Origin of the sequence: Erwinia sp. STN24 (assembly GCF_041320675.1) — a bacterium.
In the GTDB taxonomy this organism is placed as follows: Bacteria; Pseudomonadota; Gammaproteobacteria; order Enterobacterales; family Enterobacteriaceae; genus Erwinia; species Erwinia aeris.
Genome location: NZ_JBGGPM010000005.1, coordinates 244,443 through 258,921, shown reverse-complemented (window position 1 = coordinate 258,921; position 14,479 = coordinate 244,443). Strand labels below are relative to the sequence as shown.

General features: G+C 54.0%; 12 protein-coding genes. 8 read left to right on the top strand and 4 right to left on the bottom strand.

From position 1 onward, the window contains the following. Positions 1 to 16 precede the first annotated feature (16 nt). The 4 genes from ACA373_RS17705 to ACA373_RS17690 are packed head-to-tail and all read left to right on the top strand — an operon-like array spanning position 17 to position 3,811. Positions 17 to 1,348, top strand: coding sequence for a GlcNAc-transferase family protein (locus ACA373_RS17705; protein WP_370734905.1), 1,332 nt, complete (start codon positions 17 to 19; stop codon positions 1,346 to 1,348). Then, complete coding sequence (locus ACA373_RS17700) at positions 1,345 to 1,929, top strand: hypothetical protein (protein ID WP_370734904.1); 585 nt, start codon at positions 1,345 to 1,347, stop codon at positions 1,927 to 1,929. Before ACA373_RS17705 ends, ACA373_RS17700 begins: the two co-directional genes overlap by 4 nt. A 2-nt stretch (positions 1,930 to 1,931) precedes the next feature. After that, positions 1,932 to 3,329: an OmpA family protein gene (locus ACA373_RS17695; RefSeq protein ID WP_370734903.1), complete on the top strand. Its 1,398-nt coding sequence runs from the start codon at positions 1,932 to 1,934 to the stop codon at positions 3,327 to 3,329. Next, on the top strand, positions 3,326 to 3,811 hold the full coding sequence (locus tag ACA373_RS17690; protein WP_253456389.1) for a DcrB-related protein: 486 nt from the start codon (positions 3,326 to 3,328) through the stop codon (positions 3,809 to 3,811). Before ACA373_RS17695 ends, ACA373_RS17690 begins: the two co-directional genes overlap by 4 nt. 46 nt (positions 3,812 to 3,857) lie before the next feature. On the opposite strand, the gene ACA373_RS17685 is transcribed toward ACA373_RS17690, so the two are convergent. After that, positions 3,858 to 4,454: a helix-turn-helix transcriptional regulator gene (locus ACA373_RS17685; protein ID WP_370734902.1), complete on the bottom strand. Its 597-nt coding sequence runs from the start codon at positions 4,452 to 4,454 to the stop codon at positions 3,858 to 3,860. Between the two features lie 867 nt (positions 4,455 to 5,321). Here ACA373_RS17685 and ACA373_RS17680 point away from each other — a divergent pair. Together ACA373_RS17680 and ACA373_RS17675 are read left to right on the top strand one after the other, a co-directional pair. After that, a complete protein-coding gene (locus ACA373_RS17680; RefSeq protein WP_370734901.1) occupies positions 5,322 to 7,436 on the top strand; it encodes a TonB-dependent receptor in 2,115 nt (704 codons plus the stop codon). Further along, positions 7,436 to 8,452, top strand: coding sequence for an ABC transporter substrate-binding protein (locus ACA373_RS17675; protein ID WP_370734900.1), 1,017 nt, complete (start codon positions 7,436 to 7,438; stop codon positions 8,450 to 8,452). Before ACA373_RS17680 ends, ACA373_RS17675 begins: the two co-directional genes overlap by 1 nt. Before the next feature lie 9 nt (positions 8,453 to 8,461). Here ACA373_RS17675 and ACA373_RS17670 read toward each other — a convergent pair whose 3' ends face one another. From ACA373_RS17670 to adhP, 3 genes are all read right to left on the bottom strand, one after another. Further along, positions 8,462 to 8,608 carry a hypothetical protein gene (locus tag ACA373_RS17670; RefSeq protein WP_253456401.1) on the bottom strand — a complete coding sequence of 49 codons (147 nt, stop codon included), beginning with the start codon at positions 8,606 to 8,608 and terminating at the stop codon, positions 8,462 to 8,464. A 407-nt stretch (positions 8,609 to 9,015) separates the two neighbouring features. After that, entirely contained in the window at positions 9,016 to 10,026 is a 1,011-nt protein-coding gene (locus tag ACA373_RS17665) for an alpha/beta fold hydrolase (protein WP_370734899.1), read from the bottom strand. 356 nt (positions 10,027 to 10,382) lie between these two features. Further along, positions 10,383 to 11,408 (bottom strand): alcohol dehydrogenase AdhP, encoded by a 1,026-nt coding sequence (gene adhP, locus ACA373_RS17660; RefSeq protein ID WP_253456406.1) that lies wholly within the window; start codon positions 11,406 to 11,408, stop codon positions 10,383 to 10,385. Between the two features lie 308 nt (positions 11,409 to 11,716). Here adhP and ACA373_RS17655 point away from each other — a divergent pair, with 308 nt between their 5' ends. After that, entirely contained in the window at positions 11,717 to 13,303 is a 1,587-nt protein-coding gene (locus ACA373_RS17655; RefSeq protein WP_301252841.1) for an MFS transporter, read from the top strand. Positions 13,304 to 13,334: 31 nt separating this feature from the next. After that, positions 13,335 to 14,474: a glycoside hydrolase family 105 protein gene (locus tag ACA373_RS17650; protein ID WP_253456411.1), complete on the top strand. Its 1,140-nt coding sequence runs from the start codon at positions 13,335 to 13,337 to the stop codon at positions 14,472 to 14,474. Positions 14,475 to 14,479 lie beyond the last annotated feature (5 nt).

The window sequence follows — 14,479 nt, the reverse complement described above, 5'->3', positions numbered from 1 at the left end:
ATCACAAGGCGGCTCTATGGAAAGGAAACCAGCCATTTTTATCAGCATCGCCAGCTATCGCGATCCGGAACTGATCCCGACGCTCCGGGATTTAATTGAGAAGGCCTCCGGATGCTACAGGCTTGCCGTGGCCGTCTGCTGGCAGGATGAGGGCGACCGCCAGCGCTTTCAGCAGGCCGGCATGACGCTCTGCGCGGCGGAATCAACAGCAGAGTATGACCTCCTGACCTGGCGTTATCTGGAGACGGAAATCCGGATGATTTCCCTGCACTATTTCTTCAGTAAAGGCGCCTGCTGGGCCAGAAACCAGTGTGAAACGCTTTACCGCGAGGAAGAGTATGTGCTGCAAATCGATTCCCACTGCCGCTTTGTAGAGGGCTGGGACAGAGAAATGGTTGCCATGCTGGAAGCGCTGAAGGCGCAAAGTGAAAAGCCGGTGCTCTCCTCTTATCCGCCGGGCTATGTACCCGGCAAAGAAGAGGAAAAAACCCAGGCGATATTTCGCCTGGTTTTCAGAGGCTTTTCCAGTGAAAAAATAGTGCAGCTCACTTCGGTTGATTTTCAACAAGCGGCGCCAGTCAGAGGCAGTTATCTGGCGGGCGGCTTTATTTTCGCCGAAGGCCGTTTCGTAAAGGAGGTGCCGAACGATCCGCAAATCTTCTTCGAGGGCGAAGAGATAGCGATGGCGGCCCGGGCCTTTACCCACGGTTATGACGTCTGGCATCCGCATAAAATAGTGCTGTGGCATTTTTACGGCAGGGAAGAGGCCAGTCGAATTTGGGGCGATCATGATGACGAGGCAAAAAAATCCGGTTCCGTAGACCGTGCCTGGCACGAAAGAGACAGCCTGTCGAAAAAAAGAGTCAGAACCCTGCTGGGTATGGAGCAGGCTGAACCGGCCGACATGGGTCGCTATGGGCTGGGCAGCAGGCGCACGCTGGCTGAGTTCGAGGCCGCGCTGGGCATCTCCTTTACCAAATTTGCCGTGCTGCCAGAAGTGCTGGGAACGGAACGTGTCGCCTGGTTTCCACCGCCCTATGGCAACTGGCGGGAAAGATTAAGCAGCCATCAGCAAAAAACTATTGGGTTGACGCAGGAAGAGTTTACCTCGCCGCTGGCTGATATCACCTGCCTGCATATTGGTGTTTATAGCAACGCCAACGATCTGCTTTATAAAAAAATCCTGTCGGGAGAGGAAATAAATGAATGCCTGGCCGGGCATGACGGCGGAGAAATCGCAATCGATCTGGACGTGACATTTCCGATCATGTTCACGCCCGCCGCGATACGTTTTAGCGCTTATGACGATAGCGACGGGTGGAGTAAGGTTGTGGAGAAAGCCTGGTGAAAAGCACAACGCTCTACCATCGCCTGATCTGCATTGATGCCCTGCTCTCTTTTGACGGCATTATTCCTTCCCTGCCGGAATTGCAGTTAATGCTGATCGCGCTTATTGAGCGGTTCAGCAAAGCGCTGATTGCTGAAGGTGAATGCGAACAACTTAGCGATGAGCTGTGCCACGCGCTCTGCTGCTATCTGGATCGGCGAGTCGCGTTACGCCTTCGCGCCGACAATATTGCCTGGGACCGCTATGCGCTGACGCACTATTTTTACGGCTATACGGACGGCCCAATGACGTTGGGCGACAGGCTTGAACCGCTGCTGGCCGACGGCCAGGGCCAGATCTTCACCTACGCCCGGAAATTGTTTCTTGTTTCGGCCTTTACCGGCAGGAACAGTGCTCCCCTGCTGTCACTGTCTGTCACTCAGCCAGCCGCCGCCTGCCAGACAGAAACAGAGGAGGCGGCTCCGGATACCCTGCCGACGCGCTCACCGCCTCGTTTTCATCTGCCGTTGCAGCTTATCCTGCTGAGCCTGCTGCTGATCGTGCTCTGGCTGTTTTGTTCTGCCTGGCTGGAGGCGCTTTAACCATGCCAGCTTCGTTATTAAAAAATCAGCCCGCTGCCGCCGCGCCCGCCATCCTTATTATCGGCCCCTATGCCGCAAAATGGTTTTCTGACCGGCAGCCGGAACAGGAAGACGAGCCGATAAGTTGGATCGTGGTACCGGAAGCGGAAGCGCTGCCGGAAATAGTAAAGCGGATGAGAAAGAAGAAGCATCGCCTCTATGCTTTTTTCCCTTTTTTCCCGGACGGCGAGGAAACCGACGCTCAGGCGCTGGCGAAAATCGCAGCATGGCGCTTATATGAGCAGGAGGCGCTGCCGTGCGTGCTGGGTCTCTATGCCCGTCTGAGCCATGAAAGCCAGGCCGGACAGGCAAAATGGTCCGGTAAGTTTGACCTCCGCAAGGTCGGTGAAACCACCCTCGCGCGCGAGCTGGCAAAGCTACTCGCCGTCTCTGAGCCGCTCAGCTGCCACTCAATCTACCGTTACGCCATGACGGACGCGCTGCGCCTGTGGTTGGAAAGTTCGGGGATAGCCAAAGCGCTACAGGCGCTGTTCTCCGGTTCTTCGCTACGGCTAAGCGCCGTTCTGCTGGCAGATAACGGCAACGGCTTTACCCGTCATGGCGCCTGGGCGCAGTGGCTACAGCAGAAATTCGGGCTCTGTCCGGGTCTTTCTCCGGGCGTTATGCTGCCCAGCTTACCTGACGTCATTGACCCGGGCGTGCCTTATCAGCCCGACAGGCAACGCTCGGGGTTTTCCTGGCGCTGGCTGCCGGTTTGCGCTGCGCTGCTGCTGGCGATGCTGCTGATCGGCTCCACCTGGTTTGAGGCTAAAAATATCGCTGCGGCGACCCGTACGCTGGCCGATTTCCGGCAAACGGAAGAGACACAGCTGCAGAAAAAAAGAGCGGTTTATCAACGACTGCGCGACCAGAAACAGCAGCTGCTGTACTGCCGCGACGCCTGGTTTAGTCGGCTATGGCGATTTTCGCGCTGTGGGGAAATGGCGGCACGCGTCAGTGACGCCCTGCAAAATTACAATCCGTCGCCGGTTTTTATGGCGTCAGGCTCCGTCGCGCTGTTTGCCAGAGGAAGCGCCACGCTCGGGCCTGACAGCAGTAAAAATCTGGCCTGGCTGCTGCCGTTAATGCAAAACAATGCCCAAACAACTTTTGCCATCGTTGGGCATTCCGACAATACCGGCAGCCCGGAAGCCAACTACCAGCTCTCGATACGCAGGGCGAAGGCGGTTCGTGACTGGCTGGTCAGCCATGCCAACGTCCCGCCGGACAAACTTGTGATTAAAGGGATGGGCGACAGCCTGCCCGTTGCCAGTAATCAGACCGGAGAAGGCCGGGAAAGAAACAGGCGTGTGGAAATCATCCCATTGGCGGATGCAACAAATAAAACAGGTGAACCATGAGTAAAAAAAAGAGCTACATCATGTACGAAGGCACTTTTCTGACCGAGGCGCCCTTTTATGATCAGAGCATTAACGTCCTGCGTTTTCGCGATCCGGAAGCGAACGAATATACCATCCTGATTAATCGATCATTTAAAAATGAGGGGCAAACGCTGGAAGAATTTTGCGAAACGCAAACTAATTTTATGGCCAACAGCCTGCCCGGCTATAAAAGCGAGGGAAAAATGCTGAAGAATGAAATCGGCCCGGCTAAGTTGCCGGTGATCCAGACGGCCAACTCTTTTCTGGAGAATGGACAGCCGGTTAAGCAGGTGCAGTCTACCGTCGAGCTTCCCTGGCATCCGGTAATCAATCCTGCCAGGCTAAATCTGATTGTATTTACGCTGGCTTCCTCAGCGGAATTTAATGACTTCCAGCGTAAGCATTATGTGCAAATCATCAACAGCTTTAATCCTGAAACCGTGTCGATAGTCGACAGTTAAGCTACCGCTTTATATGGCCCGCTTAAAGGCGGGCCGTAAGATAATGTTACAGGCAGAGCGTATTACCTTTTTTATTACCATATTGCGCTACAAAAGAGGCATATTTGTAAAATTCGACCCGGTTAAGCATCCCCATTTTTCTGATGGCGTTGCGGCAATGCGTACTGACGGTTTTTTTTGAACGCCCTAACATCCTGGATATATTTTCCGTATCGTAGCCCTGGCCAACCATCAGCATAACCTTGCTTTCTGTAGAAGAGAGCTGCATAAAGTCTTTTAGCCCGGTTAACTTATAATTTTCACGGCTGGCAAAGCTGGCCGCGTTAGTAGTGGCTATCAGCATGATTTTTCTAATCTTTCCGGTAATTTGCGGTATATTATCTCCACGACAGATAAAGGGAATGTGTAGCGCTGACAGGTGAGGTTCCGCCTGGCCCTTGCCGGCAATCGTTTCGCGCTTATAGAAAAAAACGCTGATCATAATGTCTCTGAACACAATATCGGCTTCTTTCGTTACCGGGCTACTTGTTTCTGAAACCACTTCAAATAACCCATCCCTGAGGGTTTTCCCTGCACTTGTAATCAGCGATTCAACGCCTTTCCGGTAATATACGTTATCGCTGGAAACGATTATCTTTAGCATAATATTTCATCCTGAATATAAATTACGCAATGAGTTTCTGTTTTATGCAGTCGCGCAGGTTTTTCACAACATTAATATGCTGTGACGGCGGAGATAAACGCCGGTATCGATTTTAAAGGCACAGGAAAAGTAAAAGACGGTTTACCCGCCGATGCCGTGCGCCCATCCTTACGCAAGCTTTTTCCACCTTAAAAAGTGAGTGAAATATGAACAACCCTAAAATAATAATCGATAGCAATGGCTAAAATAGCCTATAAGATCCTGATACTTTCCACTCCGGCGGTAAAACCGGGAAGAAATAACTTGCCGAAACACATCCTTTTCTATTCCGACAGACCTGCATGGATTACGTTATCTTATTGATCCCATAATAAACAGATATAGCAGTATTTTATACAAAAATAATCTGATACCGTGAATAACAAATATTCCTCAAGGAACAGGCTCAACCTTTCTGTGTGCCTTTTATGCCGTATTACTGAAGGTTACCAACAAGTCGCTATTTTATCAAAATTCAGATCGGGCACAACAAATACGGACGGCATTTGCCTGGCGGTAAAATACCTGATGGCATATTGGCATCAAATACAGGCGAAAAAACCGTCCTTACAGGCCTGCCGCTTATCACAAAAATTTTCTACCCATCTGATAATGTTCCCGCTTTACGCAAAATAATATGATGCAGAAAATCTGTAGGCATCATTAATTATTGTTGATGGGCCGTTATCCAGCAGCATATTCCAGGCTCCTGCGGATAGCACTCGCTATATAATTTATCATATAACGATATGCTATCTTTCGCGTGAACTTTACAGGCATCTGCATTCAGGCAGCCCGAAGGCTGCTTTTCGATCGGCAAGGTATAAAATGACAATAGCCTCACCGCCGCGCATGATGAAGCGCGCGCTTTACGTACTGATTTTGACAGGTATTCAGGCTCAGGCCGCTACCCAGGAAGAAACCCTCACTGTAGCCGCCGCGCCGGATAGCGAAGCGGCTGCGCCCGACAGGCAGGTCACGCTGGGTAACCTGGGCAAGCAGGAAATCCGCAATACGCCCTGGTCCGTGCAGCAAGTCTCCCCAACGCTGATGAAGCACCAGCAGTTAAAAAGCATCACGGATATCTATCGCTATATGCCTTCCGTGCAGGGTGACGGCGCCCGCCCGCAAACGCGTGGAATGCAGGGCAGCGTGGTACAGAACTCTATGATTGACGGCCTGAATGTCGTCTCGACTACCGATTACGCTGCCGAGCAGTTTGACCATCTGGAAGTGCTGAACGGTTTGGGTGGATCGCTTTACGGGCCGGCAAATCCGGCCGGGCTGTTTAACTTTGTGGCGAAGCGCCCCACCGATATCGCACAGCACAGCCTTACTTTTGGCGCTGGCACCGGCCTCAGCCGCCTGGTTTCCGGCGACTTCAGCGGCCCGCTGGACGACAATGACCGCCTGCGCTATCGCGCTAATTTTCTGGATGATGAGGGTGACGGCTTTGCACACGGCAGTAAAAAGCGCCGTCAGCTGTTCAGCCTGGGGCTGGACGCAACGCTAACCGATCGCACGACGTTAGAAAGCAATTTCAGTTATTACCACTATTATGAAAAAGGGCTGCCGGGCAAATTTGCGCTGGGCAATGGCCTCTCTTTCCCCGCCGCGCCGGATCCCAAAAAGACGTATCTCGGACAATACTATGCCGGTAGCGATAACCATACGCTGACCGCCAGCGTACATCTGAAGCACGATTTTGACGGGAACTGGCAGGGCGAACTGGGCGTGCTGCGGCAGATTGCCGATCGTGAATCCACGGCGGTAACGAATACTTTTACCGACCGCGCCGGTCATTATACAACCACCACCTCCTCTTCTACAGCCAGCCGCTTTACCATTAACAGCTATATGGCGAACCTGAACGGCGAGCTGGAAACGGGCTGGCTGCATCATCAGCTTTCCACCGGCCTGCGCGGCTTTGTCTGGAAAAATTATAATCCGCTGAACGGCACCACCAGCACGCTGGGTAGCGCCTCGCTCGACGAGCCGCAATCCTTTGCCGAACCGGACTACCCGGATTTCACCCATCACTACCACTCGGCTACCGCCACGCAGCAGGCCTTTTTGCTTAGCGATACGCTGACCTTCTCACCGCAGTGGAGCCTGCTGCTGGCCGGTAGCGAAAGCTTCCTGACTTCCGCTAACTATGCAAAAACCGGCAGCCGCAGCAGCCATTCAGATAACAGCGGCTTTAGCGGTTCGGCCAGCCTGATGTTTAAGCCTGTCGAACCGCTGACGCTCTATATGAGCTGGGCAGACAGCCTGCAACAGGGCGATACCGCGCCGAGCGGCTCCACGAACGCGGGCAGTATCCTGGCGCCTTATCGCAGCAAGCAGCTGGAAGTGGGCAGCAAGCTGGCGATTGATAAACTGTTGCTGACCGCCGCGCTGTTCCGGATTGACCGCCCTTTCGCTTATGCCACCGCCAGCGGCGACTATGCCGTGGACGGCAGCCAGCGCAACCGGGGGCTGGAGCTGATGGCCGACGGCGACGTTACCGACAGGCTGCATCTGTATGGCGGCATGACATGGCTCGATCCACGCCTGCGCGATACTGCCAGCCCCGCCACGACCGGCAGGCAGATAGTGGGCCTGGCTCGCTATACGGCCAGCCTGTTCACCGCTTACGATTTACCTTTTTTACGCGGTACGGATATTCATGGCGGGATGCACTACGTAGGACGCCGCAGTACCGATAACGCCAACGACAGCTGGACAGGAAGCTATACGACTTTCGATATCGGCAGCAGCTACACAACGCGGCTCTTCAATACGGAAACCACTTTTCGCCTGGATGTCACCAACCTGACTAATCGCCATTACTGGACGAATATCGTGCCCGGCGGCCTGAACGGCTACAGCGGCGCGGGCTATGCCAGCGCCCAGCTCGGCGAACCGCGCATGGCGCAGCTTTCTCTACAGCTGAGGTTCTGATGATAAAACCCCTGATTACGCCGCTGCTGGCGGCTCTCTTCCTGCTTTTTGCTACACCTGGCTTTGCCCGGAGCGTTATTGACGACGCCGGCAACAAGGTCGAGGTACCGCAGCAGGCCCGACGGATCGCCGACGGCTGGTATGCGCATCATTCGCTGTTGATGACCCTGGGCGCGGGCGACCGCATCGTGGCGACCGTTAATCACGCCAGCGATCGCCCCTGGATGTTTAAAATAGCGCCGTCGCTGCATCAGGCGCTGTCGGTTCATGGCCGCACGTTTAACAGCGAGGCGCTGCTGGCCGCAAGGGTCGATACAGTATTTGTAGCGGCAGAAGATGCGGATGCTGACGCTTACCGGCGGGCCGGGCTGCCGACGCTGGTCATGCACTTTGACGATTTTCCCTCTATGCAGCGCTCGCTGCTGACGACGGCCGGGGTGGTCGGCACGGCGCAGGCGCGACGGCGAGCACAAGCCTATAACGCCTGGCTCGATGCCCGGATTGCCGCTATACAGGCGAAAACCGCAGGGCTAAGCAATAGCCAGCGGCCTGGCGTTTTACATATTCAGTCCCTGCATCCGCTGAAGGTTGACGGACGCAACACGTTGATCGACACCTGGATCCGCCTGGCTGGCGGCCGCAATGTGGCGGCGGAAGTAAACGGCAATATGAAAGAAACCTCGCCGGAAAACGTGCTTTTCTGGCAGCCGGATATCATCATTATCGGCGCGGGAGCCGGAAAGCTGGCCGATTCAGACTATGCGGCGCTGTTTGCCAATCTGCAGGCGGTAAAACGCCATCAGGTCTGGCAAAATCCGGCGGGCGTGTTTCCCTGGGATCGCTACGGCACGGAAGCCGGGCTGCAAATTCAGTGGGCGGCAAAACTTCTGCATCCCGAGCTTTTCCCGCAGCTTGATATGGTCAAGGCGACGCAGGATTTTTACCGCCGCTTTTTCGATTACGCGCTAACGGTGGACCAGGCGCAGCGCATATTGCACGCGCAGGGGCCGGCATAAGCGCGGCCGTTACGGCCTGTCGGGCACGTTCCAGCTACAGTCGATTTCATCGTCGTGGCTGGAACAGTCTGCAACCGGATTATGTTGCTGAGCATGACGGTGCCCCATGCAGCCACACAGCAGTAAAAAACAGACCAGAACGCTATATTTTTTCATATTATCTTCAGAGAAAATTGCCTGAAGAAAGAATAAAAACGATAGCGTCAACGTAATGATAACGCGCCGAATAATAGCCAAAAATTAATAGTAAACTTACAACTTTGAAGGAAATAATATTATTAATATGGCGCGAATAGCTATTAATTTAATCCACTATTAACACCTGAAACCTTCCCGTTAATTATTATTTATTTCGCAAGCAACACGCTATCGTTTCGGTTTGGTTGATGCCGATAAATTTATGCTTTTTTCCGTATGGCGGATCCCCCTGAGCGGCGGGGCTAAGCCAGTCAGCTAACCATGTGGCAAATAGCGGGTCAGGTTATGGCTTTTCTGACTCACCGGGAGGCACCCGGCGTCATGCTGACGCGTGCACAGCGCAGGCTGGAAGCCTGCGCTGCCCGTCATAGCTTGTTCAGATCGTCAATCAGCGTACGGTTAAACATAGCGGGATCTTCCATCTGCGGCGCATGTCCCATTCCTTTGAATTCGATCAGCACGGCATGGGGGATCTTTTTCGCCGTCTCTTTGCCCAGCTCGTTATAATGCCCTATTGTCGCTTTCACCTCCGGCGGCGCGATATCGCTACCGATAGCGGTGGTGTCTGCTGTGCCAATCAGCAGCGTTGTCGGCACCTTCAGATTGCCAAATTCATAATAAACCGGCTGGGTAAATATCATGTCGTAGAGCAGCGCGGAATTCCAGGCAACCAGCTTGTGGCCCGGCCCGTTATTCAGCCCCGCCAGCATAGTGACCCAGCGATCGTATTCCGGCTTCCACTGGCCGCTGTAATAGGTTTTCTGCTCATACGCCTTAATGCTTTCCGCGCTGGTTTTCAGCTCTCGCTGATACCAGTCGTCCACGCTGCGCCAGGGCACGCCCTTCGCCTTCCAGTCCTCCAGCCCGATCGGGTTAACCAGCGCCAGCTTTTCTACCTGCTGTGGGTACATTAACGCATAGCGTGTAGCCAGCATCCCGCCGGTTGAATGGCCGACCAGCGTGATCTTATCAATATGCAGGCTGGCGAGCAGCTGATGCGTGTTTAACGCCAGCTGCTGGAAACTGTATTGATAGTAAGCAGGCTTGGTTGAGGTGCAAAAGCCGATCTGATCCGGCGCAATTACCCGATAGCCCGCATGACGCAGCGCCTCTATGGCATCCTGCCAGGTCACGCCGCAGAAGTTTTTGCCGTGCATCAGCACTACCGTCCGCCCGTTCGCTTTCCCTGCCGGTCGCGCGTCAATGTAGCCCATAGAAAGCGGCTGCTGTTGTGATGAAAAATTAAACTTTTCAATTGGATAAGGGAAATCGAAGCCCTGTAGCTCTACGCCATACTGCGGCGTATTGTCGGCAGCCACTGCGCTAAAGGTCAGCAGCGCGGCTGCGAGCAGCCCTGTTTTAGCCTTTTTTAACACCTTAACTCTCCTCATTAACGTTCAAAGCGAAACGATGACTTCTGAGCTTAGCGGTTAATCGTCCCGATAAGGCGTGCAGCCCTTGCTGTACAACGCCACAGCGCTTAGCAAAAAGAGCTACGCCTGTGGCGAATTCTCCACGGGTGAGTAAAGTTAATTTGTTACCATGTGTTCAAAGGGAAAACAAATGTTAAACAATGCGGGTTGGCTGGTGTCACTGCTGTGGCTAAGCCTCTGTTGCCGACTGGAGCCGGAAGCGCCAGCACGGTCGAGCTTCTTTATGAGCGCGTGACAGGTTTTGTAAATATTTGCCTGTGGAAATAAGCGGTTAAGCCGTTTCCACAGGCAAGTCAGCTTTAGCCAGCGTGGGTGTCAGCAGTAAAATCAATCACCATACGGCCTTTAATTTTCCCTTCCAGCATTTCGTCGAAAATTTCATTAATCTCCTCAAGAGAACGTTTGGTGACTTTCGGCACTACTTTTCCCTCTGCCGCGAACTGAAAAGCCTCAGCCAGATCTTCACGCGTGCCCACCAGCGAGCCGACCACCTGAATACCGTCCAGAACGAGACGTGGGATATTCAGACTCATCGATTCTGGCGGCAGGCCAACGGCCACGATACGGCCACCGGCACGCATGGCGTCTACCGCCGAATTAAATGCCGCTTTGGCCACTGCGGTTACCACTGCCGCATGCGCGCCGCCCGTTTTTTCCTGAATGATCTTCGCCGCATCCTCCTTCAGCGAGTTGATAACTAAGTCGGCGCCCATTTCTTTGGCAAAAGCCAGCTGCGCATCGTTTACGTCCACGGCGATAACTTTGGCATTAAAAACATTTTTGGCATATTGCAGCGCCAGATTGCCCAGTCCGCCCAGGCCATAAATTGCCAGCCACTTGCCTGGCTGAATGCCAGAAACCTTTACTGCTTTATAGGTGGTGACGCCCGCGCAGGTTACGCTGCTGGCCGCTGCCGGATCCAGCCCGTCCGGCACTTTCACCGCGTAGTCCGCTACCACGATACACTCTTCCGCCATGCCGCCGTCCGCGGTAAAACCGGCATTTAATACGTTGCGGCACAGGGTTTCATTGCCCGTCGTGCAGTATTCGCAGTGGCCGCAGCCTTTATAAAACCACGCCACGCTGGCCCTGTCGCCCACCTTCAATGAGGTCACGCCAGGCCCGACCTCGCTGACGACGCCGACGCCTTCATGGCCGAGCACCACGCCGGTACGATCGCCAAAATCCCCATTTTTAACGTGCAGATCCGTGTGGCAGACACCGCAGCATTCCATTTTTAACAGCGCTTCGCCATGCGCCAGCGCGCGCAGCTTTTTCTCAACGATATCGACAGTATGATTCTTGTTGACCACGGCAGCTTTCATTGTGCTTTCCTCTTCGGTTGGGTTTTTAACTATATAAACATTTTCACCGCTGACTTTGATTTAACGCCATAAAATCAACCACAGATCGCAACAAATCTTGCCTGGCAAAGCCTGAATGGCTAATTCAATAAAATTGAAACGCCATTTTATTAAATTAGTGAAGCCGCCCGCCGTTATCTTCTTTTCTTCGCCACCGCCTTATATCGGCTGGCAAAATCGCAAAGGTTTTCTGGACGTCATAACTCTAACGTACTTCCTCTCCCGACATACAGCCGGGCTGTGCATGTTGGTTACTCAGGATGAACATTATGACAATACGTAAACCAGGAACGCTTAATTATCTCGCCTATGGATCAGGGGATTTTCTGGGTGCCGGTACGATGGCATTAACATCTGCCTGGCTGCTTTACTTTTACACCACCTTCTGCGGCCTCAGCCCTATTGAAGCCACCTCTATTTTCGCCATGGCGCGCATTGTGGATGGCGTGGTCAGCCCGCTAATGGGCTACTTAACCGACCACTTCGGCTCTACCCGACTCGGCAAACGCTTCGGCCGCCGTAAATTCTTTATCCTTCTGGGCATTCCCCTTGTGTTCAGCTACAGCCTGATGTGGGTCGGCGACATGACCTACGTCTACTACCTGCTGACCTACCTCTTTTTTGAAGTGGTCTACACCTCGATTCTGGTGCCTTATGAAACCCTGGTGCCGGAGATGACCGACGACTTTAAAGAGAAAACCAAATTCTCCGGCGCACGCATCGCGCTGGCGCAGCTTTCCGCTATTCTGGCCGCTTTCCTGCCGGGTATCCTGCTGGCTTATTTCGGCAAGGATAATCCGCTCTCTTTCTTCTATTCCAGCCTGGTCTTTTCCGTGCTGTGCGCCATCGTGCTGACGCTGGTTTATCGCTATACCTGGGAGCGCCCGGCCGAGAAAAAATCCGCCGCCGCGCTGGCAGCCGAGCAGCAGAAGCTGACGCTGGGGCAAAGCCTTGGCCGCCTGAAAACCGAGCTGTTATCTACGCTGCGCATCCGTATCTTCCGTCAGCATCTGGGCATGTATCTGGGCGGCTATATCGCGCAGGACGTTTTTAACGCCGTGTTTACCTACTACGTGGTATTTGTGCTGATGCAGCAGGCCACCGTGGCTTCCAACCTGATGGGCACGATGGCGATCCTCCAGTTTGTTGCCGTGATCGGCATGATCCCGCTCTGTATCCGTATTGGGCCGGCGCCCGCCTACCGCATCGTGGTGGCGCTGTTTGCGCTCAGTACGCTTTCCTACGGCGTGCTTTATTACAGCGGCATGAGCGATGTCTTCTCGCTGCTGCTGCTGATCTCCGCTATCGCTGGCCTGGGCCGCGGCGGCATTAACTACGTGCCGTGGAATATCTATACCTACATTGCGGACGTGGACGAGGTGATTACCGGTCAGCGTCGCGAAGGCATTTTCGCCGGGATCATGACCCTGACGCGTAAGGCTTCGCAGGCTGGTGCCGTCATGCTGGTCGGCATCCTGATGCAGCTTTCCGGTTTTGTGGCGGGCAGCACCGAGCAGGCCGAAAACGTCAGTCATGCGATCCTGATGATCATGTGCGGCGGCACGATCCTGGTCCTGTGCATGGGCTTCCTGATCTCCCTGCGCTTCAAGCTGAATTTGACCACGCACAAAATCCTGCGTGACGAAACCGAGAAAATGCGCATAGCGGGCGGCGTCGTCCCTGACAGCATCACGCCGCAGGCTCGCGCTACCGTCGAGATGCTGGCCGGAATGCCTTACGAATCGCTGTGGGGCAATAACAACATTGGTTACCTGAATCGGCATAAGCCAGCGGCCGGCACTCTGCCCGCTCAGACCACAAAAGCGGCGCCCGGCGACAATTTAACGCATTCATAGTCAACTTAAGATCCACGAGGACAGAGCAATTATGGTCGTATACCCAGTAAAACACAGCCCACTCCTGCGCCAGCCGGAAAGGTTTATCTCCAGCCAGGAGCTGCATCAGCTGATCAACAAACTGGTGGACAATTTGGTGAATATTACCGACGAAACCGGCGAGTTTTTACTGAGGCTTGACGATGGCCGGGTGATTGATACCAAAGGCTGGGCAGGATGGGAATGGACGCACGGCATCGGCCTGTACGGCATTCATCAGTATTACCGCCAAACCGGGGACGATCGGCTGCGAGCCATCATTGATAACTGGTTCAACGACCGTTTTGCTGAAGGTTCCACCACCCGTAACGTGAACACGGTTTGCCCGTTTCTGACGCTGGCATACCGCTATGAGGAAACCCGCGATCCACGCTGGCTGCCCTACCTGGAAAGCTGGGCAGACTGGATTATGCATGATATGCCGCGTACCGATATGAGGGGTTTGCAGCACATCACGCTGGCGGAAGAGAACCATCAGCAGCTGTGGGATGACACGCTGATGATGACCGTGCTGCCGCTGGCAAAAATCGGCAAGCTGCTGAACCGCGCGGACTATATCGAAGAAGCCAAGTATCAGTTTATGTTGCATATCCAGCATCTGATGGATAAGGAAACCGGGCTGTGGTTCCACGGCTGGACGTTCGATGGTCACCATAATTTTGCTAACGCTCGCTGGGCGCGCGGCAACAGCTGGCTGACCATCGTTATTCCGGAATTCGTTGAGCTGCTTGAGCTGCCGGAAGGTGATGCGACCCGGCGCTATCTGCAACAGGTGCTTTCCCGCCAGCTGGAGGCGCTGGAAAAATGTCAGGACGAAAGCGGCCTGTGGCATACGCTGCTGGACGATCCCAACTCCTATCTTGAAGCCTCCGCAACGGCTGGCTTCGCCTTCGGCATGTTAAAAGCCGCGCGTCGCCGCTGTGCCGATCCTCGCTATATAGCGGTGGCGGAAAAGGCGATTAAAGGATTGATCTCCCGCATCAATAAGGACGGAGAGCTGACACAGGTTTCCTTTGGCACCGGCATGGGTAAAGACCTCGATTTCTACCGCCAGATACCGCTGACCTCCATGCCTTATGGCCAGGCGATGGCGATCCTGTGTCTGGTGGAATACCTGCACGTCTATCTATAAATAAG

Excerpts from the sequence above, each read along its gene's own strand:
- ACA373_RS17650 (WP_253456411.1), top strand. The coding sequence starts at position 13,335 with ATGGTCGTATACCCAGTAAAACACAGCCCACTCCTGCGCCAGCCGGAA.
- ACA373_RS17680 (WP_370734901.1), top strand. The coding sequence starts at position 5,322 with ATGACAATAGCCTCACCGCCGCGCATGATGAAGCGCGCGCTTTACGTA.
- ACA373_RS17705 (WP_370734905.1), top strand. The coding sequence starts at position 17 with ATGGAAAGGAAACCAGCCATTTTTATCAGCATCGCCAGCTATCGCGAT.
- ACA373_RS17670 (WP_253456401.1), bottom strand. The coding sequence starts at position 8,608 with ATGAAAAAATATAGCGTTCTGGTCTGTTTTTTACTGCTGTGTGGCTGC.
- ACA373_RS17675 (WP_370734900.1), top strand. The coding sequence starts at position 7,436 with ATGATAAAACCCCTGATTACGCCGCTGCTGGCGGCTCTCTTCCTGCTT.
- ACA373_RS17690 (WP_253456389.1), top strand. The coding sequence starts at position 3,326 with ATGAGTAAAAAAAAGAGCTACATCATGTACGAAGGCACTTTTCTGACC.
- adhP (WP_253456406.1), bottom strand. The coding sequence starts at position 11,408 with ATGAAAGCTGCCGTGGTCAACAAGAATCATACTGTCGATATCGTTGAG.
- ACA373_RS17685 (WP_370734902.1), bottom strand. The coding sequence starts at position 4,454 with ATGCTAAAGATAATCGTTTCCAGCGATAACGTATATTACCGGAAAGGC.
- ACA373_RS17695 (WP_370734903.1), top strand. The coding sequence starts at position 1,932 with ATGCCAGCTTCGTTATTAAAAAATCAGCCCGCTGCCGCCGCGCCCGCC.
- ACA373_RS17655 (WP_301252841.1), top strand. The coding sequence starts at position 11,717 with ATGACAATACGTAAACCAGGAACGCTTAATTATCTCGCCTATGGATCA.